Origin of the sequence: Mitsuaria sp. PDC51 (assembly GCF_900113225.1) — a bacterium.
Lineage (GTDB): Bacteria > Pseudomonadota > Gammaproteobacteria > Burkholderiales > Burkholderiaceae_C > Roseateles.
Map to the genome: position 1 here is coordinate 2,312,794 of NZ_FOZE01000001.1, position 24,049 is coordinate 2,336,842.

Annotated in this window: 22 protein-coding genes; 20 read left to right on the forward strand and 2 right to left on the reverse strand. The window is 70.3% G+C overall.

The annotated features are described in order from the left end of the window. Position 1: 1 nt before the first annotated feature. Positions 2 to 2,197: a xyloglucanase gene (locus tag BM393_RS09840; RefSeq protein WP_091724594.1), complete on the reverse strand. Its 2,196-nt coding sequence runs from the start codon at positions 2,195 to 2,197 to the stop codon at positions 2 to 4. A gap of 432 nt (positions 2,198 to 2,629) precedes the next feature. Here BM393_RS09840 and BM393_RS25685 point away from each other — a divergent pair, with 432 nt between their 5' ends. The 8 genes from BM393_RS25685 (at position 2,630) to BM393_RS09875 (ending at position 13,467) form a co-directional block, all read left to right on the forward strand. Beyond that, a complete protein-coding gene (locus BM393_RS25685; protein WP_175538266.1) occupies positions 2,630 to 4,156 on the forward strand; it encodes a hypothetical protein in 1,527 nt (508 codons plus the stop codon). A gap of 38 nt (positions 4,157 to 4,194) precedes the next feature. Next, positions 4,195 to 7,416 carry a TonB-dependent receptor gene (locus BM393_RS09845; protein ID WP_175538267.1) on the forward strand — a complete coding sequence of 1,074 codons (3,222 nt, stop codon included), beginning with the start codon at positions 4,195 to 4,197 and terminating at the stop codon, positions 7,414 to 7,416. Positions 7,417 to 7,459: 43 nt separating this feature from the next. Continuing rightward, positions 7,460 to 9,286: a hypothetical protein gene (locus BM393_RS09850; protein WP_091724596.1), complete on the forward strand. Its 1,827-nt coding sequence runs from the start codon at positions 7,460 to 7,462 to the stop codon at positions 9,284 to 9,286. 85 nt (positions 9,287 to 9,371) lie between these two features. Next, positions 9,372 to 9,863 carry a GFA family protein gene (locus BM393_RS09855; RefSeq protein WP_091724597.1) on the forward strand — a complete coding sequence of 164 codons (492 nt, stop codon included), beginning with the start codon at positions 9,372 to 9,374 and terminating at the stop codon, positions 9,861 to 9,863. 225 nt (positions 9,864 to 10,088) lie between these two features. Then, positions 10,089 to 10,943, forward strand: a complete 855-nt coding sequence (locus tag BM393_RS09860; RefSeq protein ID WP_091724598.1) for an alpha/beta hydrolase — start codon at positions 10,089 to 10,091, stop codon at positions 10,941 to 10,943. A gap of 23 nt (positions 10,944 to 10,966) precedes the next feature. Next, a complete protein-coding gene (locus BM393_RS25690) occupies positions 10,967 to 11,707 on the forward strand; it encodes a lipase secretion chaperone (RefSeq protein WP_091724599.1) in 741 nt (246 codons plus the stop codon). A gap of 31 nt (positions 11,708 to 11,738) precedes the next feature. Continuing rightward, positions 11,739 to 12,560, forward strand: coding sequence for an AraC family transcriptional regulator (locus BM393_RS09870; protein ID WP_175538268.1), 822 nt, complete (start codon positions 11,739 to 11,741; stop codon positions 12,558 to 12,560). A 7-nt stretch (positions 12,561 to 12,567) separates the two neighbouring features. Next, a complete protein-coding gene (locus BM393_RS09875; protein WP_091724601.1) occupies positions 12,568 to 13,467 on the forward strand; it encodes a YihY/virulence factor BrkB family protein in 900 nt (299 codons plus the stop codon). A 101-nt stretch (positions 13,468 to 13,568) separates the two neighbouring features. On the opposite strand, the gene BM393_RS09880 is transcribed toward BM393_RS09875, so the two are convergent. Beyond that, entirely contained in the window at positions 13,569 to 14,657 is a 1,089-nt protein-coding gene (locus BM393_RS09880; protein WP_254783319.1) for a sigma-54-dependent Fis family transcriptional regulator, read from the reverse strand. A gap of 314 nt (positions 14,658 to 14,971) precedes the next feature. On the opposite strand from BM393_RS09880, the gene BM393_RS09885 reads away from it, so the two are divergent. From BM393_RS09885 to BM393_RS09940, 12 genes are read left to right on the forward strand one after another with little or no spacing between them, the layout of a single operon-like run. Next, entirely contained in the window at positions 14,972 to 15,217 is a 246-nt protein-coding gene (locus BM393_RS09885; protein ID WP_091724603.1) for a hypothetical protein, read from the forward strand. 15 nt (positions 15,218 to 15,232) lie between these two features. After that, a complete protein-coding gene (locus tag BM393_RS09890) occupies positions 15,233 to 17,407 on the forward strand; it encodes an ATP-binding protein (RefSeq protein ID WP_141225282.1) in 2,175 nt (724 codons plus the stop codon). Next, entirely contained in the window at positions 17,397 to 18,227 is an 831-nt protein-coding gene (locus BM393_RS09895; RefSeq protein WP_091724605.1) for a Pvc16 family protein, read from the forward strand. Before BM393_RS09890 ends, BM393_RS09895 begins: the two co-directional genes overlap by 11 nt. A 16-nt stretch (positions 18,228 to 18,243) precedes the next feature. After that, positions 18,244 to 19,425 carry a phage tail sheath C-terminal domain-containing protein gene (locus BM393_RS09900; protein WP_091724606.1) on the forward strand — a complete coding sequence of 394 codons (1,182 nt, stop codon included), beginning with the start codon at positions 18,244 to 18,246 and terminating at the stop codon, positions 19,423 to 19,425. Positions 19,426 to 19,436: 11 nt separating this feature from the next. Then, positions 19,437 to 19,862 carry a phage tail protein gene (locus BM393_RS09905; protein WP_091724607.1) on the forward strand — a complete coding sequence of 142 codons (426 nt, stop codon included), beginning with the start codon at positions 19,437 to 19,439 and terminating at the stop codon, positions 19,860 to 19,862. Between the two features lie 13 nt (positions 19,863 to 19,875). Continuing rightward, complete coding sequence (locus BM393_RS09910) at positions 19,876 to 20,241, forward strand: hypothetical protein (RefSeq protein WP_091724608.1); 366 nt, start codon at positions 19,876 to 19,878, stop codon at positions 20,239 to 20,241. Next, the gene (locus BM393_RS26365) at positions 20,193 to 20,402 is read left to right on the forward strand and encodes a DUF6760 family protein (protein ID WP_091724609.1); all 210 of its coding nucleotides are present in this window, start codon (positions 20,193 to 20,195) and stop codon (positions 20,400 to 20,402) included. The genes BM393_RS09910 and BM393_RS26365 overlap by 49 nt, the downstream gene beginning before the upstream one ends. Before the next feature lie 16 nt (positions 20,403 to 20,418). Then, complete coding sequence (locus BM393_RS09920; protein ID WP_091724610.1) at positions 20,419 to 21,207, forward strand: hypothetical protein; 789 nt, start codon at positions 20,419 to 20,421, stop codon at positions 21,205 to 21,207. Positions 21,208 to 21,210: 3 nt separating this feature from the next. Then, positions 21,211 to 21,864 (forward strand): LysM peptidoglycan-binding domain-containing protein, encoded by a 654-nt coding sequence (locus BM393_RS09925; protein ID WP_091724611.1) that lies wholly within the window; start codon positions 21,211 to 21,213, stop codon positions 21,862 to 21,864. Continuing rightward, positions 21,861 to 23,057, forward strand: a complete 1,197-nt coding sequence (locus BM393_RS09930) for a phage late control D family protein (RefSeq protein WP_091724612.1) — start codon at positions 21,861 to 21,863, stop codon at positions 23,055 to 23,057. Before BM393_RS09925 ends, BM393_RS09930 begins: the two co-directional genes overlap by 4 nt. 27 nt (positions 23,058 to 23,084) lie before the next feature. After that, on the forward strand, positions 23,085 to 23,750 hold the full coding sequence (locus BM393_RS09935) for a phage baseplate assembly protein V (RefSeq protein ID WP_091724613.1): 666 nt from the start codon (positions 23,085 to 23,087) through the stop codon (positions 23,748 to 23,750). 15 nt (positions 23,751 to 23,765) lie between these two features. Beyond that, on the forward strand, positions 23,766 to 24,047 hold the full coding sequence (locus BM393_RS09940) for a PAAR domain-containing protein (protein WP_091724614.1): 282 nt from the start codon (positions 23,766 to 23,768) through the stop codon (positions 24,045 to 24,047). Positions 24,048 to 24,049: the final 2 nt, after the last annotated feature.

A 24,049-nucleotide genomic window follows, 5' to 3' on the forward strand; every position in this document is an offset into this window, starting at 1 on the left:
GTCAGGGCGGGGAGCGGGCGTCGCGGCCGTCGGCGGGCACGCCATAGACGATGCCCCGGCCGACCGTGCTCATGTAGACCACGCCTTCGACGTTCATGTCGCCCGTCACGAACTGGCCGTTGCCGGGGCCACCGAACTGGTGGGCGTCGTCGTTGATGCGCAGCCAGGTGGCGCCGGCATCGGTGGAGCGATAGACGCCCAGCGGCTCGCCCTTGGGGGCGCCCCAGATGAAGACGGTGGGATAGGACGCACCCGCCATGGCCTTCCCGAAGCCCACGGCGCCGCAGCGGTCGATGGCGGCGAGCGTCTTGAAGCTGCGGCCGGCATCGGTGGAGCGCGCCAGGCCGCCGTCCTTCAGCGGTACCCACACGTCGCCCTCGCGTCCCGGCGCCACGCGCACCAGCGGCGAGCCGCCGGCCGGCAGCCGGGCGGTGGTCACGAAGCTGGCCCCGCCGTCGGTGCTGACCCGCACCGTGCCAGCGTCATAGGCATAGAACCTGGCGGGGTTCACCGGGTCGCCCACCGGCCGCACCGAAGCGCCCTCGAGGCCACGCACCGGCACCCAGGTCGGCTGGGCCTGGCTGAAATCGGCGGAACGCACGGTGGTGGGGCGGCCATCGCCGGCGCGGAAGCTGTGCAGCAGGCTGGCGCCATCCGCGGACAGCGCCACCGTCCCGGAACTGCCCTGCATGCCGGCCACCTCGACCCAGGTGCGGCCGGTGTCGGTGGAGCGGTACATCTTCTTTTCGCCCACCCGCACGACGACCGCCGTGCGGCTGCCCGCCACGGCCAGGCCCGAGGTGGAGCCGATGCGCGGCTCGTGGATGGGCGCGTAGGCATCGAGCCGCTGATGGCGGAAGCCGTCGAAATCGGCGATCGCCGACAGCAGCGGGCCGCCCGGAACGCTGATGGCCACGTTGGGCACCGTTTCCTCGAGACCGTCGACCATGAAGCGCCATGTGGCCGGCGTGGCGTCGATGTCGTCGGTGCGGAAGACGCCGTTGCCCGAGGTCACCCACACGGCGCGCGGATCGGCCGTGTCGAACTCGATGGCGCCGGCCCAGTGGATGGCATAACCGGCGACCCAGCTGACGCCGCGGGTGTCCATGGCGAAGCCGCGCGCCACCACGTCGGTCCAGTGGCCGCCCCCGTCGGTGGTGAGGAAGAACCGGTCGCCGCCGTTCCTGCCGCCCTGCGGCATCCAGGTGTTGATGGTGGAGACGACCACCCGCTTCGGATTGCCGGGATCCACCGACACGCCGGAGAAGGGCTTGTCCAAGCCCCCCGGCGTGACGTTGGTCCAGCGGCCGCTGGCGACGTCGTACTTCCACACCTGGCCGCTGGTCTGGGGCTCGGGCGGCGTCAGTTGCTTCCAGTCGCCATGCGGGCCGGCGCCGTTGCCAAAGGTGATGTAGAGCTGCCCGTCGGCCGCGAGCGCCGCCCGCTGCGGCATGTGGCCGGACGGGGCGCCGGGCACCGGCTGGAAGGTGGCGCCGGCGTCGTCGCTGCGATAGAGGTTGGGGCCCACCGAGCCGAAGCGCGAGACGCCGACGAACAGGCGCTGCGCCACGCCCCGGGCCACGCTGGTGGGGTCGATCAGCACGAAGCTGAGACCGGTCTCGTTGGGTGTCGTGGTGACGGGGAGCGCCTCGACGCGTGAGAAGCTGACGCCGGCGTCGGTGCTCTTGAACAGGCCGTTGGCGCGCGAGCCGAGGTACAGCACCTTGCTGTCGCCCGGGTCCACCTGCAGTCGCTCGCCATTGCCCCGGCCCATGCCGTTGCCGTTGGCGCGCAGCAGGTGGCTCACGTCGGTGATGCGGCTGAAGGTGGCGCCGCGGTCGGTGGAGCGCATCACGACGGTTCTGCCCTCGCTGAAATACGGCACGCCGGCCAGCAGGTACAGGACATCGCCGTGCTGGGGATCGAGCGCGAGCGCGTCCACGCTCAACCAGCCGACGTCGGCCTCGGACACCCCATCCATCAGCGACACCCAGCGACGCTTGGCGGCCTCCCAGCGGTAGGCGCCGCCCACGTCGGTGCGGGCGTAGATCAGGCCACGCTCGGTCTTGCTCGTCACGAGGGCGGCGACGTAGCCACCGCCCCCGATGGCCAGGCTGTCCCAGCGGTAGGACTCGGCCTGGCCGCTCAAGGCCAGCATCGCTAGGGCGGTGGCGAACAGCGAGCGCCAGGAGGTCATGGTTCGGAGGAGGGGCATGCGTGGGGCTGTCCCACGGGGCATCCCGGGGTCTTGCTCAATTGGTATATCCACTTTGCCAGAACCGGAATTTGGTCTTACCAGTGCATACCCCAATGGGGAGCTCGCCATCGTCTGGACGCGCCCACAGCGCCTGAGCGCCAGTGGCGCCGTCGTGATGACGATGTGACGAGGTCGTGAAGCGTCTGGCGCGACCACCGCCGACCATGGCGATCCGGTCGGGGCGGCTTCGCATCAAAAGAACCCAGGGTCGCTGCTGGAAGTTGGTCAGACCGGGCGTTTGCCCTAGCTTAATTTGGTCAGGCCAAACATATGATTTAGCGGTCAATCCAGCAATTCTGGTCTAACCAGAAGAGCAGCCGTTGATGAGGCTTGGGCAGCGCTCCGGCCACCTACAAAAAAAGGAGACACAACGTGACGAAGAAGGTGTTGAGACATCGGGCCAAGCTGTCCGTGCTCGCGGCGAGCGCCCTGGTGGTGGCCTGCGGCGGCGGGGGCGGCGAGGGCGGAGGCAACTCCGGCGCGTTCCAGGCCATCAGCTTCAATTACCCCGGCGGCGCGACGCTGCTTGCCGGGCCGGTGACGCTGAAGGCCACCGCCGATTCAGGCCTCCCCGTGGCCTTCAGGTCGGGCACGCCCGATATCTGCACCGTCTCCGGCGACCAGCTCACGCTGGTGGCCAAGGGCGAATGCAGCGTCATCGCCAGCCAGGCCGGCGGCGCCGGCGCCAACGGCAAGCAATGGGCCGCGGCGGACGAGGTCGGGCAGCTGTTCAAGGTGCTGGGACGCGCGCAGACGCCGGTCGTGCCGGTCGCGGTGATGCGGCGCGCCACGACGGCGACGGTGACCTTGTCGGGCAAGACGGACGCGGGGCTGGCGGCGACCTACCAGAGCACCACGCCCTCGATCTGCACCGTCAGCGGCACGAGCTTGACGGCACTCGGCGACGGGCTGTGCCAGTTGACGGTGACCGCACCCGCCGACGCCACCCACGAGGCCCTGACCGGCACGACGGTGATCGCCGTGTCGCCGCTGCCGCCGGCCGTCGTGCAGAGCCAGGGCAAGACGCAGATCGTCGCGCTGGCCACCACCGACGCGGACGGCAGCGCCTTGAGCTATGCGAGCACCGCGCCCGCCGTCTGCGCGGTGGCCGGCAGCGACCTGCAGATCCTGGCCAAGGGCACCTGCACGCTGACCCTGTCCAGCACCAGCGGCGCCACGGAGAACCTCGGCGTGGTCGTCGATCCGCACTTCTTCGCGAGCGGATTCAACCCGACGACCAATCGCACGCTGGAGTTCGGCGACATCAACACCGGCGCCGGCGTACCCATCTCCGGTTGGTGCGGCGGCGCGGACCCGTCCTTCTGCAACCTGACGGTGACTTCCTTCTCGTCGACCTTCGGGTTCGACATCAAGCAGAAGGCGGGCAGCGGCTGGGACGGCTCCACCGCCGGATGGTGGGCCTACTACAACTACGAGATCGGCGCGCCCAAGACCTCGAGCGGCGATCGCCTGCCCTTCGACCTCAAGACCGAGGAGTCGCTGTTCGTGACGCTCGGCCTGAACCAGACGCTGTTCGATGGCGGCGGCGCCGTGGCGGTCCGCATCCAGACGAACAACCTGCAGAAGAAGGCCAACGGCGACGAGTGCTACATCACCGCCTCGGTCAACGTGCAGCCGACGTCCGCCGCGCCCACCGCCTACTTCCTCCCGCTGAAGAACTTCTCCGTGACGGAAACCTGCGGCACCGACATCGCGCAGACGGCGGAAGCCGGGCTGGCGCAGATCCGCAGCTTCGGCGTGCGCGCCCTGCAGTTCGGTCCGAGCATCAACCTGAGCCGACCGACGCCGAACGCGGACGGCACGCTGCCCGCGCCAACCGACCCGGGCTACACGCTCAGCACCGACGTCACCGTCTTCGGCCCGATCACCTTCCAGTGATCGCCAGGCGCCGCACAACCGAATCAGAAAGAAAAACGATGAGACAGTTCCGCACCACCGCCGTCCATCGCGGCATGGTCCAGATGCTGTTGCTGACCGCTGGCAGCACCGCATTTGCCCAGACCACGCCGCCCCCCAAGGAGCCCGAGGCGCCGGCCGCGCTCGGCACCGTGGTCGTCAAGGGCCAGCGCGCCGCCTTGCAGTCGGCGCAGAAGATCAAGCAGAACTCCGAGGAGATCGTCGACTCCGTCGTGGCGGAGGAGGCGGGCAAGCTGCCTGACAAGTCCATCACCGAGGTGCTGCAGCGCATCGTCGGCGTGACCGTCGAGCGTCTGCGCTCGACCAACAACGACCCCAAGCACTTCTCCGAAGGGAGCGACGACCGCATCAACGTGCGCGGGCTCTCGTGGGGCTCGTCCACGCTCAACGGCCGTGAGGTGTTCTCGGCCGGCTGGCCGGGGCGCGACCTGAGCTGGAGCGCCGTGCCCTCTGAGCTGATGGCCGGCGTGGACGTCTACAAGAACCCCTCGGCGGAAAAGATCGAAGGCGGCGTCAGCGGCCAGGTGGACCTGCGCACGGCGCTGCCGTTCGACTACGAGGGCACCAAGCGCGTCGTCTCCTTCGGCAGCAACTACGAGCAGCGGACGAAGAAGGCCTCGCCGACGCTCTCGGGGCTCTATTCGACGAGGTGGGAGGCCGAGTCGGGCCGCTGGGGTGCGCTGGTCGACCTGGCGATGAACCACTCGACCTATGAGCAGCAGAAGCTCGAGGTCCAGCCCTACTACCCGCGCAGCGACGTCGTGCCCGGCCGGACGGTGTGGGTGCCCGGCGCGGCGGACTGGGGGCAGAACCTCGGTGAAAGCGACCGCAAGGGCTTCTACGGCGCGCTGCAGTGGAAGAAGAACAACATGCAGTCGTCGCTGACGGCCTTCGTGTCGAAGTCGCGGGAGGAGAACACCGGCTCGAACATCTACCCGAGCTTCGCCGATGGCAACTTCAACATGTCGCCGTACAACGTGCGGGTCGACAACCCGGTGGTCGACGATCGGGGCGTGGTGGTGTCGGGCCACTACAGCTATCCGTTGCAACTGCCGCGCGATGCCAACGGCAACGTCACGGACTTCAACCGTGGCGGCAAGGGCGCGAACCAGTTCGCCGACGGCGGCATCATGATGGGCACCAGCCGGGCGTTCACCCAGCACCACACCAACACCGCCGAACTGGCCTGGAATTTCCAGTGGGCCGTCAACGACCGCTTCGCCTTGCAGAACGACCTGCAGTGGGTCAAGTCCACCTTCCGCACCCGCGGCGAGGAAGTGCAGACGGCCACCTTCGTGCCGAGCATGGACATCACCACCTCCGGCAGCAAGCCGGTGCAGATCGGCTTCGACGAGCGGTCGCGCAATTTCCTCGCCGATCCGGGCAACTACTTCTGGCTGTCGGTCATGCCCGGCCGCTACAAGGGGGACGCCGACCTGTATGCCTGGAAGGTCGACGGCAAGTACGTGTTCGACGATTCGATCCTGCGCGACCTGAGAGTCGGCTTCCGCACCACCTACCGCACCTCCAAGCGCGAAGTGGCGGTCTATGCCGGTGACCCCACCAGCGTCGGCTGGAAGTCGATCGCCGAACCCTGGGTGGTGCGTCAGACCAGCACGCCGGGCCAGTTGCCCGGCCCCAACGATGACCAGAGCTGGAAGTCGCGCGGCAACTTCGCCTACCTGAGCGATCCGCGCTACGCGGCGGCCGCGCCGGTGGAGCTGTTCAACTACGCCGCCTTCGGCGGCAACCGCCCGCCCAGCGTGGTGTTCCCGACCTATGGCGCCCTCAAGGACTACAACACCTACAGCAAGCTGATCGGTGACGTCCGATACAACCAGTGCCTGGACTCGCAGGCGTGGGCGAAGGGGCAGAACGCGAAGAACCCGCAGAACCAGATCAACGTCCCGACCTGCAACGCCAGCGACTACCAGTACGACACGACGCTGTACTACGGGCTGAACCCGAACATGACCAGCAACGTCTCCGAGCGCACCCATGCCGTCTACGGCAGCCTGCGCTTCGGCTTCGATGACTGGAAGATCCCGGTGGACGGCAACCTGGGCCTGCGCGTGGTCTACACCGGACGTTCGTCGCACGGGCACACGACCTTCGACGCGACCTACGACGACCGCACGCCGCCCGACGTGCCGCGCTTCGGTCCGATCAACGAGAACCTGAATGTCGACGCCAATCATGTCGACGTGCTGCCCTCGCTGAACCTGAAGTTCAACCTGACGGGCGACAACAAGCTGCTGGGGCGCATCGCGGCGGCCCGCAGCGTGTACCGGCCGGGTTTCAACCAGCTGCAGGAATCGGTGTCGCTCAAGCAGAACATCGACACGGCCAACAACCGCATCACCTACACGGGCGAGAACACCGGCAACGCCAAGCTCAAGCCGTTGACGTCCGACAACTTCGACCTGGGGCTGGAGTGGTACCCGCGCAGCGGCCAGATGGTGTCGGTCACGGCCTTCTACAAGGACGTGAAGGACGTGATCTACGACTCGACCTACACGCGCGACTACAACAGCCTGGCCGGCAACCCGCAGACCTTCCTGATCAAGGGGCCGCGCAATGCCGCCCGCGCCTGGGTGCATGGCATCGAGCTCAAGGCCGAGACCTATCTGGACCATTTCGACTTCCTGAAGGACCGGCTGCCCGACTGGGCCAAGGGCTTTGGCGTGTCGGCGGACTACACCTACCTCGGCAGCAGCCAGCGCTTCTACCGCGATGCCCAAGTGCAGTTCTGCCCGCCCAGCGGCACGATCACGAGCGACGCGCTCAAGGTGTACGGCTGCGACACCAACGGCAGGCCCTTCGGCGCGCTGCCGGTGCCCGGCCTGGTGAAGAACGCCGCCAACTTCGCGCTGCGTTATGACCGCTACGGCTTCTCGGCCCGCCTGGCCTACAACTGGACCAGCCGCGTGCTGAGGAACGTCGGCGTCGACTTCAATGGCCAGAACGGCACGAGCGCGGATCCGGCGCGCGCTGGCGCGCAGGACACCTGGTGGGGCCTGCCGCAGTACCAGGAGGCCTTCGGGCAGTGGGATGGCGGCGTGTCGTACAACTTCACGGAGAAGTTCGGGCTGTCGCTCAGCGTGACCAACCTGAACAACGTGACGGTTCGTCGCACCTTCCAGCAGACGCCGGGTGCCATGGGCGCGAGCTGGAACTTCCCGGGACGCAGCTACTACCTGACGGGGCGGTACGAGCTCTGAGGCGAGGTCGGGGCGCAAGCCCCGACCCCAACAATTCGCAGTCATGCCCATGTCGCTCCGGGTCGCGCTCGCCGCGACCCTCGTCCTGCTCTCGGCCGGCACGGCCTGCGCCCAGCAAGCCGGCACGGCCAACCTGGACCGCGTCGAAGTGGCCGGCAGGAAGACGGAGGTCTCGCCGTGGTTCCGCGCCGAGAGCCCGCATTTCGTCGTGTACTCGGACACCCGCGAGGAGGACGTCGCGCCCCTGCTGGACAACCTGGAGAAGCTGGACCGGCTGCTGCGGGCCTACCTCCTGCCGGCCGGCCCCGCCGAGTCGCAGGCCGAGCCGCCGGCATCGAAACTGACGCTGTACTACCACGCCAGCCTGTCGGGCCTGCGGGCGGTCCCGGGCAGCGTGCCGGTCGATGCCGTCGGCCTGTACACCCGCTGCGCCGAGGGGGTGCAGGGCTTCGGCGTTCACCTGGAACGCATGGCCGCGCTGGACGACGAGCAACTCGAGAAGGCGCCGCTGAACGACTCGCTGACGCATGTCTTCGAGGCCTATGCGCGGCACTTCCTCTATCGCCATACCGACATCCGCAGCCCCGCGTGGTTCATCGATGGCTTCGCCCAGTACTTCTCCAGCGTGCGGTTCTCGGCGCAGCAGACGGTCGTCGGGCGGGCGCCCAGGGACGTCGCCGGCTACCTGAGGTTCCTGGGGGCGGGGCGCAAGTACCACCTCGAATGGGAGGATGTGCTGGCGCATCGGCTGGCTGACGCGCACGGCCATGGCGGCGAAGCCGGCGCGCGTCTCGAGTTCCAGGCGAAGTCCTGGCTGCTGACGCACTACGCACTGTCCTCGGACGACAACCGCAAGCGCCTCAGCCGCTATCTCCGGCTCGTCGGTGACGGCGCGTCGCCGACCGCGGCGTTCGAACGGGCCTTTGGCCTGACAAGCGCGGGGCTCGGCCCGGCGATGTGGCGCTACGGCCAGCGCGGCATGGAAGTGCTGCGAGGCGCGCCCCAGTCGCTCCCCCCGACGCCGGTCCGCTTCCGGACGCTCACGCGGGGAGCGGGCGAGTTCGTGCTGGTGGACGCAGCCCTGCGGTCCTGCCCGGGCCGGCAGGCCGGCGAGTCCCTGCTGAAGGAAGCCTCCGAGCTGGCGGCCAGGTTCCCGGAGGATCGGCCAGGGCGACTCACCTGGAGCCGGGCGCAGATCGACTGGGGTGATCCGCAGGCGGCGCTCTCCCGGCTGGAGGCCGACCTGCGGGACGACGACACAGGCTTCGAGGCTCCTTACCTGGCGGGCAGGGCGCATCTCAGTCTTGCGGGGCGCAGCGAAGGCGTGTCCCGGGCGGCTCATCTCCAGGCGGCGCGGCAGCACTTGCAACGCGCGCTGGCGTTGAACCCGCGATCACCCGAAGTCGCGCTCGCAGGGTTCAAGGCGGAGGTCGCCGCGGCGGACCCGCCGGATGACGCCGCGTTTCAAGGCGTCATTGCCGTCTGGCAGGCCGCGCGAGACGTGGACGCGCTCACCCGCTTCGCGGCGCTGGCCTATGCGCTGACCGGCAAGGCGGACGAGGCGTACCAGGCCCTGGGCACGCTCGCGCAGAACGGGCAAGGCCCGGCCGCCATGGCGCAATGGGCGCGCGAGTGGCAGGGGCGACTCGAGACCGGCGTGACGCGCGGCGAACTCCTCGCCGAGTTGCGCCGGACCGACGTGCCGGACGCGCCGGTCAAGGAATGGACCCTCAACAAGCGGCGCGTGTTGCAGAAGGTCGAACTCAGCGCGGGTCTGGAGGCCGCGGACGCCTTCATCAAGGATCGGCAGCAGCAGAGCGACAGTGGGCCGCCCCCAGGCAACGCCGCGGGCGGCGCGGGAAGGCGGTAGGGCGCAGACGCCGCCGGCTGCCCGTCGGCCTTGGCCCCGGCGCGCCGGTTGCCCCTTCCCGCCGCCACCTTCCGGAGCCACCGACATGCAGCCAACGACCGCCGAGTCCGACCCGTCCTCCGCCGTGAGCGCCAGCGCTTCGACGCTCACCGGCCATTGCCTCTGCGGCGCGGTCACGATCACCGTCGCGGGCCACCACGACCCACGCGTCGGCGCCTGCCATTGCCGGATGTGCCAGCGATGGACCGGCGGCCTGTTCCTGTGCTTCACCGCCGACGTCTCCGCCGTGACGGTCAAGGGCGAGGTCACGCGCTACCGCTCGTCCTCCTTCGCCGAGCGCGCCTTCTGCCCGCGCTGCGGCTCGCACCTCTGGTTCAACGACGTCGACGACGCCGGCCAGCCCAAGGGCTACGAACTCATGCCGGGACTGTTCGATGCGGCTCGAGCCTGGCCGCTGCGGTCCGAGATCTACGTCGACCGGGCGATGGCCGCCGTGCCCCTCGCGGGCGACCATCGCCGCAAGACCCGCGCGGAGTACGAGGCCGACAACCCGTTCATCGAAGGCGACCTCGAGTAGCGCTGGCGCGACCGGCCCAGGCGCCGCGGTCCTTGCCGAGCGATGGCGGAGCCGGAGGCGCGAGGGCAGGGCACCCGGGCGGGGCGACGGGACCCCGGGTTTTCCCTCAATGATCCTAGGGGGGCGCCTCGCCGCTGCATACAAGGCGCATCGCCGCCGTGCTTCCTAGACTGCGCCTCGCCCGATGCATGTTGCATCGCGGGCGCATCCACTCAGGGAGACACCATGACCCAGTCAGCTTCGTTGCGACGCGCCTTGCGCGCCCTGGTCCTGTGCGGCACCTTCGCGGCCGCCGGCGCCTCGGCCCAGGTCGGTCCGGACCCCACGTCCGCCAGCCTCAATGCCACCGCCGGACCGTTCGCGGTCTCGACCAGCAACGTGGTGCTCGCGCGCGGTTTCGGCGGCGGCACGATCTACTACCCCACCGCGACCGGGCGCTACGGCGTCGTGGCCATCAGCCCGGGCTTCACCGCCACGGAGTCCAGCGTCGCCTGGCTCGGCCGCCGCCTGGCCACGCACGGGCTGGTGGTCATCACCATCAACACCAACACCACGCTCGACCAGCCCGCCAGCCGCGCCACGCAGCTGATGGCGGCGCTCAACCACGTCGTCAACAGCGCGAGCAGCACGGTGCGCAGCCGCGTGGACAGCACCCGGCTGGCGGTGGCGGGACATTCGATGGGCGGCGGCGGCGCGCTGATCGCCGCGCAGAACAACCCGACGCTCAAGGCCGCGCTGCCGCTGACGCCGTGGAACCTGAGCAGCAGCTTCACGCAGGTGCGGGTGCCGACGCTGATCGTCGGCGCGGATGGCGACGCGGTGGCCTCGGTGGCCGTGCATGCGCGGCCGTTCTACGCGAGCCTGCCCGCCACGACCTTCAAGGCCTATGCCGAGCTCAACGGCGCGAGCCACTTCACGCCCAACAGCACCAACACGCCGATCGGCCGCTACGGCACCGCGTGGATGAAGCGCTTCGTCGACGCGGACAGCCGCTACTCGCCCTTCCTCTGCGGCGCGCCGCACGAGGCCTACGCCACGGCGCTGGTGTTCGACCGCTACAGCCAGAACTGCCCGTACTGAGCCCGCAGCCGCAGGAGGACACCATGTCGCACCCGTCCGATCGACCTCGGGGCCGGCGCATCGCCTGGGCCCTTGCCGCCGGCCTCGGCTCGGCGATCCTCCTGGTCTGGCTGGCCGCCGCGGCGCTCGCCCCGGCGGCCGCGGAGGAACCCGCCGCGGTGTTCCCCTGGACGCGCACCCCGGTCGCGGCGTCGTCGTCCGAATCGGGGACACCGCCCGGCACGACGCCCGTCGTCGCGGGGCAGGGGACATCGGCGTCGCCGGCATCCTCGCAGGCGTCGGCGGGGTCAGACCTTGCCAGCACGTCCTCCAGCGTGTTCCGGGTCGATGCGCAGGGCCGGCTGGTCGTCGACCAGGCGATGCGCCTGCGGGTCGAGGCGCTTCTCGCGCTCCATGAAGGCGACGCGCTGGCTGCGCGCCTGGACGCGGAACTGGCGGGGCTGACGCCGACCGCCGCCGCGCGGGCGCGCGAGCTGGTCGCGCAGTTCGAGGCCTACCAGGACGCGCAGGCCGCCGCGTTCCCGCCGGGCAGGGCGCCCTTGGTGCCCGAGGAGGGGCTCGCGCAACTGCAGGCGATGCAGGCGCTGCGGGCCAGCCACTTCGGCGCCGACGCGGCGCGGCAGATGTTCGCGCAGGACGATGCCGTCGCGCGCCGGATCCTCGAGCTGATGCGGGAGGACACCTCCACCGCGCGCAGCATGGAGGAGAAGGCGATGCGGGCCCAGGTGCGCTATGACCAGGAGCGCGGTGCGGTTCCGCCTTGACGCCGCGACGCGCGCCCGGGAGCATGCCGCCATGACCTCTGGCGACACCGTCGAGCCTCGCCTCGGCCTGCTGGGTGACAGCTTCATCTACGCCAGCGCGGCCTTGCGGTCGCGCGTCTGCCGGCACTCCGCGACGCTGGCCTGCGCGCTGACGCCGCAGCCGCTGAGCATCAGCGCCGACGGCCAGCAGTGGCGAGGTCACCTGATGGCGATCCGCCCGTTTTCCTGGCGCGCCATCGACTCGGGCGGGCAACCCGTCGTGCTGATCGACCTGGAGCCCACCCATCCGCGCTACAACACCTTCAGCCACTGGCCCGACCGCGCGCCGGTGCGCGTGCTCGACGCCCACGGCTTTGCCGGCCTGCGCGATTGCGCGCGGGCCTTCGCGCATCGGACCTTGAGCGGCCGGCGCCTGCAGGCGTCGGTGCAGTTGCTGGTCGGCAGCGTCGCCGACAGCGTGGCACCGCACCGACCGCTGGAGGTCCGCGTGCGGCAGATGATGGCCGCATTGCGCCTGGACCCGTCCCTGGACCTGACGGCGCTGGGCGCGGCGGTGGGCCTGTCCGCGGCGCAGGCCTCGCGCGGCTTCGTGCGCTCGCTCGGCATCACGGCGCGGCAGTACGCGCTGGCCGCCAAGATCCAGCGCGCGGCGATGTTCTTCGGCAGCGGCCGCGCGCTGACCAGCATCGCGCAGGCGTCCGGGTTCACCGATTCCGCCCACCTGGCCAAGGTGTGGATGCGCTGTTACGGTGACTGCCCGTCGCGCTACTTCGCCCAGCACGACGGCTCGCTCGACGGCCGCGTCGACCACGCCTGGCGGCAGCGCGTGAGCCTGTCGGAGACCTTCAACTGAGCCCTTCGTGACACGCCCGACGCTCTGGCATCGACTTCGACATGCGGCTGTTCATGCGCCTGGCCTGGGCGTGCTGCTGCTGGCCGTGCGCAACTACGTGCTCCACCAGAGCGCCAACCAGGCGGGCAGCATGGCGTTCTCGATGGTGCTGTCGATGTTTCCGCTGCTGGTGCTGCTGTCCGCGGGCGCGGCGTACATCGGCGCTCCCGGCGATGCCGCGGCGCTGGCGCGGCGTGTGGCCGAGTACGCGCCGCCGCTGGTGCGCGGCGCCTTGCAGCCGGTCGTCGACCAGGTGCTGGCGCAGCGCAGCCAGACGCTGGTGACCATCGGCCTGTTCGTCACGCTGTGGACCGCGTCCTCCGGCATGCAGGCAGTCCGCACCGCGCTCAACCGGTCCTACGGCATCGAGCGCGGGCTGTCGTTCTGGCGGGCGCGCCTGAAGGTGACGGTGTTCACCGTGGTCGTCGGTGGCGGCATCCTCCTCACCTTCAGTTCCATCATCGTCATGCCCTACGTGTGGGAGGCGCTGGAGCGCAGCACCGGCGTGGGCAAGGAGACGCTCTGGCTGCGCAACAGCGTGCGCTACGGCCTGGCATTCCCGATGCTCACCGTGCTGTACGCGCTGCTGTATGGCTGGCTGCCCGACATCCGCCAGCGCCTGCGCACCGTGCTGCCCGGCGCCGTCGTCGGCGCGGCGCTGTGGGTGGCGCTGGTGGCGGTGCTGTCGTACTCGCTGCGCAGCGCCGGCAAGCTGGCGCTGCTGTACGGCAGCTTCGCCGGCGTGGTGGCCACGCTGGTGTTCCTCTACCTCAGCGCGGCGACGCTGATCTATGGGGCTGAGGTGAATGCGGTGATCCGGGGGAGGTTGGTCGGGGCGGGGAATGACCTGGAGGAGGCTGAGCGGTGAATCGGCGATCGGGGAAGCTGCATGCCGGTAGCAGCCGAGGCCTTCCTTTGCGCGCCAACACGCTCGGCCCTGCGTCGGGTTATCGAGGGCCAGCAGCCCGGTCACTTCGAGGTCCGGATGGTCGGCGAAGTGGTCGTCAGGTACAGCGACCGGCCGGTATCCGCCGGCTTGGCCGCGCCGCGGTCCCGGCAGGCCAGCGCGTCGCCGTGTTTCTTCACCAGCTTGCTCAGCGTGGCCCGCTGCATGTTGCAGATGCGCGCGGCCTCGCTGATGTTGCCGTTTCCGACGGCCATCGCCTCCATCACGAACTGACGCTCGACGTTGACCACCGCCGCGCGCTTGGCTTCGCGCAAGGAGGCGCAGCCGCGTTCGCCACTGCGCTGCGCCGCCGCTTCCCGCAGCCCCGGTGAGCTGGTGAGCAGCGTGTCGACGTCGATGCAGCCCGCCGTCGTGCTCAGGCAGGCTCGCACCAGCGTGTGCTCGAGCTCGCGCACATTGCCCGGCCAGCTCAGCGATCGCAGCAGCGCCAGCGCCTCGTCGCTGATCGCCTTGGGCGGCCCGGTGGTGGTCTGCGCCACGCCGCGCAGCAGGTGCGGCACCAGCAGGTCGAGGTCCTCCGGCCGCTCGCGCAGCGGCGGCAGGTCCACCCGCAGCACGTCCAGCCGGAAGAACAGGTCCGAGCGGAAGCCGCCTTGCTGCGACAGTGAGAACAGGTCGACGTTGCAGGCCGCGACGATGCGCACGTCGGCCTTGTGCGTCTGGTCGTCGCCGACCGCGCGGAACGACGCGTCCTGCAGGAAGCGCAGCAGCACCACCTGGCCGCGCGGCGACAGCGCCTCGATCTCGTCGAGGAACAGCGTGCCGCCTTCGGCCTCGCGCACCAGGCCCCGGCGCGTGCGCGCCGCGTCGGTGAAGGCGCCGCGCGCGTGGCCGAACAGCTCGCTCTCGATCAGCGTGTCCGGCAGCGCGCCGCAGTTGACGGGAATGAAGGCGCCATCGCGCCGCGGCCCCAGGTAGTGGATGGCGCGCGCCACCAGGTCCTTGCCGGTGCCGGTCTCGCCGACCACCAGCACCGGCGCCGCGCAATCGGCATAGCGTGCCACCAGGTCCAGCGCCTTGCGCAAGCCCGCGGACGTGCCCACGAGCATCGCGTCCAGCGTCCCCGGGTGAGCCTTGGTTGGGGTGCTCATCGTGTCGCCTCCCTGGCCTGACATCGGTCGGCAGGCAGTGTACGGAAGGCCGTTTGCCGAGCACCTCCCTAATGTTGACGACCGTTACAACCCGGGCGCGATCGGGCCATCCGTGCCATCGCGACACGGCCGTGTCGCGATCGACACAGGGCCTCGCGAGGCCCGCCACGACGGCATCGCGGCCTTGCCCGCGGTCGCGCGGGTCCGTGTCGGCGGTGACTCGGACGATGTGACGCAGATCACGATTGCCTCAATCAAATCAAGGACTTGAGGCGGGCCGGCCACCTGGCACGGTTTACGCATGGTCAGCCGGCATGACCACCCCTCCGTCCAGCGCCGACGTGGCCGCGATGATCCTGCGCTACGTCATCGCGCATCCCGGCGCCTGCGATTCCATCGATGGCATCTGCGATTGGTGGCTGGTGCGGCAGCAGCGCGACGACCTGCGCAGCGCCGCCGAGGCGGCGCTGGTGCTGCTGGTGGCCGATGGCCGCATCGAGGTCATCACCCAGGTCGACGGCAGCACCGTCTATCGCGCCTTGCCGCCCGCGCGGCATTGACGGATGCGCACCGCCATGCCCGCCATCGCCTCGAACCGCCCGCCGGACTTCCAGATGGAAGGCCTGTGGGCCGCGCTCGGCCGGCTGGACCGCATGCTCGAGCGCGCCGCCAACGCCGCCGATGCCGCGGCGGTCCCGGCGGCCGCGGGCGCGCAGCCCGAGCCGTATCGCGGCCTCTACGTCACGACGCAGGACGTGCAGCGGCTCGTCCGCCAGGGGCCCGGCGAACCGTGGCTGGCCGGCCACGGCCCGGGTGCCGGCGCCGTGGAGCCCGCCGCGCCGCCGCCGATGCCCGAGAGCTCGCGTTTCCCATGGCTGCAGCAGGCCTTCGGGCTCGACACCATCGACCTGGACATCGTGCTGGTCGCGCTCGCGCCCGAGGTCGACCTGCGCTACGAGCGGCTCTATGCCTACCTGCAGGACGACGTGACGCGGCGCAGGCCCACCGTCGACCTCGTGCTCAACCTGCTGTGCGCGTCGCGCGACGCCAAGATCCTCGCGCGCGCCCGCTTCGGTCCCGAGGCGCCGCTGGTGCGGCACCGGCTGGTGCAACTGGCCGGCGATGCCGGCGCGATCGGCACGCCGCTGCTGTCGCAGGCGATCAAGCTCGAGGAGCCGGTGGTGCGGCTGCTGCTGGGCCAGCCCTGGCTGGACGCGCGGTTGCGCGGCGTGGCGCGGTTCACCGCGGCGCCCGAGGCCGGCGAGGGCGGAGCGGCCGACACGCTGGCGCTGAGCCTGTCCAAGGCGCTGGCCGACGGCAGCGGCCCGCAGTTCTACCTGGAGGGCGAATCCAGTGCCGGCCAGGAGGCCGCGGCGGCGAAGCTCGCGGCGCGGCTGGGGCAGTCGCTGATCGTCGTCGACCTCGTGCGCGCCGCCGATCCGGCCGACCAGTTCGCGACCACGCTCGAACTGCTGCTGCGCGAGGCGCACCTGCTGTCGGCGGTCGTCCACCTGCAGGGGCATGACGCGCTGACGAACGCGGAGCGCGGCACGCTGGCCCAGGCCCTCGCGGCGCGGACGCCGGCGACGGGGCTCGTGATCGTGATGTCGGGCGCCCGGCCCTGCGATCCGCGCTTTCGCGGCATGGCGTCGGTGCCGGTGGCCGCGGCCGGCTTCCGCGACCGCCGTGCCGCCTGGACCGCCGGCCTGCGCGGCCAGCGCATCGAGCTCGATCCCCGCGCCCTCGATGACCTCGCCGCGCGGTATCCCCTCGACGAGGCGCAGATCGCCGCCGCCACGGCGCATGCGGCGCGCCAGTCCGCCTTGGAGCAGACCACGCCCGACCCGGCCGCGCTGGCCCGGGCCGCGCGCCAGCAGCTCTCGCGCGACCCCGGCACGCTGGCGCGCAAGCTCGCCCCGCTGCATGTCTGGAACGACCTCGTGTTGCCGCCGGACGCGATCGCCCAGCTGAAGGAGATCTGCCGCCAGGCGCGCTTTCGCCATGTCGTGTTCGGCGACTGGGGCTTCGATCGCAAGCTCTCCGTCGGCAAGGGCCTGAGCGCGCTGTTCAGCGGCCCGCCCGGCACCGGCAAGACGATGGCGGTGGAGGTCATCGCCAACGACCTCGGACTGGACCTGTTCAAGATCGACCTGTCGCAGGTCGTCAGCAAGTACATCGGCGAAACCGAGAAGAGCATCGACCGCCTGTTCCTCGAGGCGCGCGCGGGCAACGCGATCCTGTTCTTCGACGAGTGCGACGCGCTCTTCGGCAAGCGCACCACGGTGCAGGACGCGCACGACCGCTACGCCAACATCGAAGTCGCCTACCTGCTGCAGAAGCTCGATGAACACGAGGGCCTGAGCATCCTGGCGACCAACCTGCGGCAGAACCTGGACGTGGCCTTCACCCGCCGGCTCGGCTTCATCGTCGACTTCCCGTTCCCCGACGAGGACAGCCGGCGCCGGCTGTGGGAATCGATCTGGCCGCCCAAGGTGCCGCGCAGCCAGGACCTGGACCTGGGTTTCCTGGCCGCCAACTTCAAGGTGCCCGGCGGCGCGGTGAAGAACATCGCGGTGGCCGCGGCCTTCCTGGCGGCGGAGCAGGGCGGCGAGCTCAAGACCGAGCACCTGCTGTGGGCCGCGCGGCGCGAGATCGAGAAGTCCGGCCGGCGCGTCGCCGGCAGCGAGTTCGGCCCCTACGCGGCGCGCGTGGAGGCGTTGGCCCGGCCGGGAGATCGTCATGCTGCATGAGGTCACCGACAGCCTGGAGGCCTTCTTCAAGCAGCCGGGGCTGGCGCCGCCGCTGCGCGACGCGGCGATCCGCTTCGACCGGCCGACCGATCCGTACGCGCTCGACCAGACCACGGTCAACCTGTTCCTGTTCGAGGTGCGCGAGCACCTGGAGCTGCGCAGCAACGAGCCGGTGACGCGCCGAGTCGGCGGCCAGTCGCTCGTGGTGCCGCCAGCGTGGCGCGCCAACTGCCTCTACCTGGTCACCGCCTGGCCGGTCGGCGGCACCGACCTGCCCAAGCAGGAGCACCAGCTGCTGGGCCAGGTGCTGCAGCTGATCGCCGGTTCGCCGGTGATCCCGCCGGCCTTCCTGACGCCGGCGCTGCAGGCGCAGGAGCCGCCGCTGCCGATGCTGATGGTGCAGCCCGACGGCGTGCGCAACCCGGCGGAGTTCTGGGCCGCGATCGGCAACCGGATCAAGGCCTCGCTGCTGCTGTCGGTGACGGTGTCGCTGGAGGTCTTCGAGACCGAGACCTATCCCAGCGTCATCACCAGCGAGATCCGCCTGGAATCGCTGCCCGACGGCGCGGCGCTGGAAGCGCCGTTCTTCCGCATCGGCGGCGTGGTGCGCGACAACGCGTCGGTGCCGGTGGCCAATGCCGGCGTCCAGCTGCTGGGGCGCGGCCGCAGCACGCTGACCGACGCCGAAGGCAAGTTCTCGCTGTCGGCCGTCGCGGCGGGCAGCTACACCCTGCGCGTGACGGCGGGCGCCGTCACGCGGGACCGTGCCATCGTCGTCCCGGCCCCCGCGGTCGCGGGCTACGACGTGCAGTTGATCTGACCGAGAGAGGGCATCGATGGCTAACTATTTCGCACCCGGCGTCTACGTCGAAGAAGTCCCGCCCGTCGCCCGGCCGATCGCCGGCGTGGGCACCAGCACGGCCGCCTTCATCGGCGTGGCCGACCGGCTCGATCCGGCCGATGTCGGCAAACCGAGGAAGTTCACCAACTGGGGCGAGTTCGCCACCTTCATCGTCGGCGCCGGCGCCACGCCGACGACGCCCATCCACACCACCGCCAACCGCATGCTGGCGCTGGCGGTGTTCGGCTTCTTCGCCAACGGCGGCACCACCTGCTACGTGGTGCCGGTCGCGGCCGGCGGGCTGGCCAACCTGCAGGCGCCGCTGGAGACGCTCAAGGCCTTCGACGACATCGCCATCGTCGCCGCGCCCGGCGCGCAGGGCACCGCCGCCAAGGTCCAGCTGATGGACCACTGCTTCGAGATGCAGGACCGGGTGGCCGTGCTCGACGGCGAGCACGCGCCCGCCTCCGACAGCACGCCCGCCGACATCTACGGCGGCCCCATGCCCGGCGGCGGCCCGTCCACGCCGGACAAGTTCAGCTACGGCGCGATCTACTTCCCGTGGGTCAAGGTCTTCAATCCGCTGTTCACCGGCACCGGGCCGGAGACCGAGCTGATCGACCAGCCGCCCAGCGGCCACGTGGCCGGCATCTGGGCCCGCGTGGACGCCACGCGCGGCGTGCACAAGGCACCGGCCAACGAGGGCGTGATCGGCATCGTCGACCTGGAGCGGCCGATGGGCAAGGACAAGCAGGTCAGCCTGAACCCCCCCGGCATCAACGTGATCCGGCCCTTCGGCGGCTCGCCGATGGTCTACGGCGCGCGCACGCTCGGCGGCGACCGCAACGGGGAATACCGCTACCTCAACGTGCGGCGCTTCATGAACTTCCTGAAGGAATCGATCGACGAGGGCACGCAGTTCGTCGTCTTCGAGCCCAACTCGCCGGCGCTGTGGCAGCGGATCATCCGCTCGGTCAGCGACTTCCTCTACAACCAGTGGCGCGACGGCGCGCTGTTCGGCGCGACAGCGAAGGAAGCCTTCTTCGTCAAGTGCGACCTCGAGACCAATCCGGCCAGCGAGCGCGAGGCCGGGCGCGTCATCACCGAGATCGGCGTGGCGGTCGTCAAGCCCGCGGAGTTCGTCATCTTCCGCATCCAGCAGAACACCGGCGCCTGAGGAGAGCAGACATGGCCAGAAAAGATCCCTATCGCAACTTCCGCTTCCTGGTGGAGATCGACGGCATCGTGCAGGCCGGCTTCGCGGAGTGCAGCGGCTTCGGCTCCAACATCGAGGTGGTCGAGTACCGCGAGGGCGGCGAGGTCGCCACCGTGCGCAAGCTGCCCGGCAAGGTGTCCTATCCCGACATCACGCTCAAGTGGGGCGTGACCGACTCGCGCGAGCTCTACGACTGGCACCTGGCCGCGGTCAACGGGACCATCGACCGGCGCAACGGCTCGATCATCCTGCAGGACGACGCGGGGCAGGAGAAGGTGCGCTGGAACTTCTTCAGCGCCTGGCCCAGCAAGTACGACGGGCCGGACTTCAACGCCAAGGGCAACGACGTGTCGCTGGACGCGCTGACGGTGAGCTGCGAACGCGTCGAGCGCGCCTGAACCGGGGTGCACCATGTTCCAGACCGAGTTCGAGTTCACGCTGCCGCTGGGGTATGTCGACGCCGACGGCGACCTGCATCGCGAGGGCGTGATGCGCCTGGCCACCGCGGCTGACGAGATCCTGCCGCTGCGCGACCCGCGGGTGCAGGGCAACGAGGCCTACCTGACCATCATCCTGCTGTCGCGCGTGCTGTCGCGGCTCGGCTCGGTGGGGCAGGTCACGCCCAAGGTGGTCGAGGGCCTCTACGCGGCCGACCTGGCCTACCTGCAGGAGTTCTACAACCGCATCAACCGCAGCGGCCGCGCCACGATCGAGGCCGCCTGCCCGAAGTGCGCGCACGAGTTCGCGATGGAGATGAACAGCCCGGGGGGATCGTAGGCTACCCCCTGTCCGCGCTGTACAGGGAGGTAGCCTTCGTCGCCTACCACTTCCACTGGTCGCACGAGGACGTGCTCCTGCTCGAGCACAAGGAGCGCCAGCGCTGGGTGGAGGAGATCTCCGCGATCAACGACAGAGCCAACAGCGAAGCCGTTCAGTGACACCACAGGAGTCGACGTGAACCAATGGCAAGCATGGGCAGGGCGTCTGCGCGCGCGGCATGGCCGCGTCGACGCGTGGCGCGCGGCCGGCGAGATGGCGCTGCGACGCGGCGCCGGCGCGGCCGGCACCGTCGTGCAAGCGCACGCGGGACCGGTCATCCACCAGCACCTGCGGCTGGCGGTCACGGCGCGTTTCCCGCTGAGCCTGCGCGCCCGGCCGGCGGCGCCGATGGTGCTGCGCCAGCCGATGCCCGTGGGTGCCCTGCAGGCGCCCGCCGAGACCCCTCGCATGACCATCGCGAGCGCCGGACCCGATGGCCGCCCGGGGCGGCCCGGACCCGCGGGACCGGACGGCGCGCCCGGACATCCGGGCGAGATGGCGAGCGTGCCGATGACGCACCGCATGGCCGCGCCGCTCTTCGTGCCGGCCAGGGAGGCGACCGCGCGGCCGATGCTGGCGGCGTCGCCGTCCGCGCCGGTGCTGCGTGCCGGGGTCCAGCCGATCGCGCCGGTCGCGGCCGCGCATGCGGCGCAGATCGCGACGCGCCTGCGCCGCGGCGCCACGCGCGAGGAACTGCCGCCGGCCCCGTCCGCGGCGGTGCTGACCGCGCCGGGACGCGCGGCGGCGCGCGCCGCCGAGGCCGAGGCGAAGGCCGCCGTGCAGGCCGCCGCCCGCCAGCAGCCGAGCGCGCCGCCTCAGGCACCCGCCGCGCCCGCGGTGGACGTCGACGCGCTGACCGGCCTGGTGATCCAGCAGATCGACCGCCGCCTGGTCGCCTGGCGCGAACGGATGGGGAGGGTCTGAGCGATGGCACTGGCCAAGGCCCGCATCACCGTCGAGCACACCGGGGCGCAGTTCGACGTCATGTTCAACCCCGAGGAGTACAGCCTCAACAAGGACAACAACTTCGCCTCGCAGGCGATCCCGGGGCTGGGCTCGCCGATCCTGCAGTTCGTGCACGGCAACCTGCGCACGCTGGAGATGGAGCTGTTCTTCGACACCACCGACACCCGCGCCGACGTGCGCGGCCAGACGCAGAAGGTGGTGGACCTGCTCAAGATCGATTCCGAGCTGCATGCGCCGCCGGTGCTGCGCGTGGCCTGGGGCTCGCTGCAGCTGCGCTGCGTGCTGACGCGGGCGAACCAGAAGTTCATCAAGTTCCTCGAGGACGGCCGGCCGACGCGGGCCCGCATCACCGTCAGTTTCAGCGAGTTCATCGATCCGGAGCGGGAGGCCAAGGAGGTCAACCGCCAGACGGCCGACTTCAGCAAGGGCTGGACGGTGCAGCGCGGCGACACGCTCCAGTCGATCGCGTGGCGCTTCTACGAGGACCCGGCGCTGTGGCGTCCGATCGCGATCGTCAACGGCATCGACGATCCGCGCAGCCTCGTGCCCGGGCAGGCGCTGCGCGTGCCGGCGCTGCCCTTCACCGATCCGGCCACCGGGGAGGTGAGCTCATGAGCCGCCTCGCCCCGGAATGCACGATCCGCATCAACGGCGACACGATCCCCGCGGCGCTGCGCGCCTCGATCGTCAGCCTGAGCCACACCGACGGCATGGAGGGCGCGGACCGCGTCGAGCTGAGCATCGCCAACACCTCGCTGCAGTGGCTGGACCATCCGCTGCTGCAGGTCAACAACGAGTTCCGGCTGTCGCTCGGGTATGCGCCGGGGCCGCTGGAGGAAGTCTTCGTCGGCGAGATCACCGGCGTGGAGCCCTCGTTCCCGTCCAGCGGCATCCCGATGATCCGGCTCACCGCGCAGGACTACCTGCAGCGGCTCACCGTCGGCACCAAGGACCGCGCCTTCGCGATCAAGATCCCCACGGTGGGCAACTTCCCGCTGCCGGACTCGGCGGTGGCGGCGCTGGTGGCCGGCACCAACGCGCTGATCCCGGCGCTGGACCCGGTCGGCGGCACGCTGTCGACGCTGGTGGGCCTGGCCACCTACCTGAGCTTCCCGCAGTTCGCGCAGATGGGCGTGCGGCGCCAGAGCGGCGTCAACGACTTCCAGTTCCTGAGCGAGGTGGCCAAGGAGAACGGCTGGCAGATGTACATCGACCACACGGCCGAGCCGCATGGCCGGGTGCTCAAGTTCCAGTTCCTGATCCAGGACTACGCGCCCAGCCTGACGCTGAAGTGGGGCGCCTCGCTGACCGACTTCACGCCGCGCATCACCACCGTGGGCGAGATCGAGGGCGTGGCCGCCAAGGTCTGGGTCGACAGCATCAAGATGGACTTCACCATCGCGCTGAACTGGGACTACGACCGCGCGATGTTCAAGCTCTCGATCACGCCGGGCGGCCAGCTCGGCGAGCTGCTCGCGCCGGGCAAGGTCACCACGATCAAGCCCACCAGCTACGCCACCGCCCCGTCCAAGATCCTCACCGAGCTGCTGCCCAAGCTCAACAACCGGCTGACCGGTTCCGGCAGCACCGTCGGCGACCCCCGCATCAAGGCCAGCCGCGTCGTCAACCTCGAGGGGCTGGGCGACCAGTTCGGCGGCCTGTACCGCATCACCTCGGCCACGCACACGCTGGACGGCAGCGGCTATCGCACCAGTTTCCAGGCGCGCAAGGAAGTGTGGTTCGGCGCGGTGCCGCTGCCCAAGGGGCGCGGCGGGCTGGTGCGGCTGCAAGGGCAGTTCACCGTGTGAGCGGCGACAGGAGCAGGAACACCCACCATGGATGAACAACTCTTCGAGCGACTGGACCACCTCGGCGTCGAATCGCTGAAGGAGGGCTTCGCGATCTCACCCGGCGTCGTGACCAGCAACTTCGACGCGATGTCGGAAGGGCGGGTGCAGGTGCGCATCCCGTCGATCCCCGGCATGGAGCCCTGGTGCCGGCTGCCGTCGATGGGCGGCGGCTCGGGCCGCGGCTTCATCTGGGTGCCGCAGGTGGACGACGAGGTGCTGGTGGCCTTCGCGCAGAACGACGCGGCGGCCGCCTACGTGCTGGGCGGGCTGTGGAGCACCCGGGACCGCCCGCCGCTGACGCTGCAGAGCGACTTCCTGGTCAAGCGCCTGATCAAGACCGGCCTGGCCGGCGGCGTCGGCCACGAGGTGGAGTTCGACGACGCGTTGCAGTCCATCACCATCACCACGAGCACCCGCCAGAAGGTCACGATCGATCCGCTGCAGATCAAGCTGGAGAACACCGCCGGCACGCTGTCGATCGCGATGGACAACAAGACGCAGACGATCACCGTGCAGTCGGCGCTGAAGATCGAGCTCAAGGCGCTGCAGATCGCGCTCGAGGGCACGCAGGTCGACATCAAGGGCAGCGTCGTCAACATCCAGTCCGCCGGTCCCTGCAGCGTGCAGGGCCTGCCGATCAAGCTCAACTGACGGAGGGACGACACCATGCCTCCCGCAGCCCGCGTGGGCGACCCCACCGGTCATCCTGGCGTCATCACCGGCCCCGGCGTGGCGATGGTGCTCATCGGCGGCATGCCCGCCGCGGTCGTCGGCGACCTGCACGCCTGCTCGATGCCGCCGACCGCCGGCCCGCATCCGCCCACGCCGATCGCCAAGGGCAGCGCCACGGTGCTGATCGCAGGCCGGCCGGCCGCGCGCGTCGGGGACATGAGCGGCTGCGGCGCGCCCATCGTGATGGGCTGCCCGCTGGTCGAGATCGGGGGCTGAGG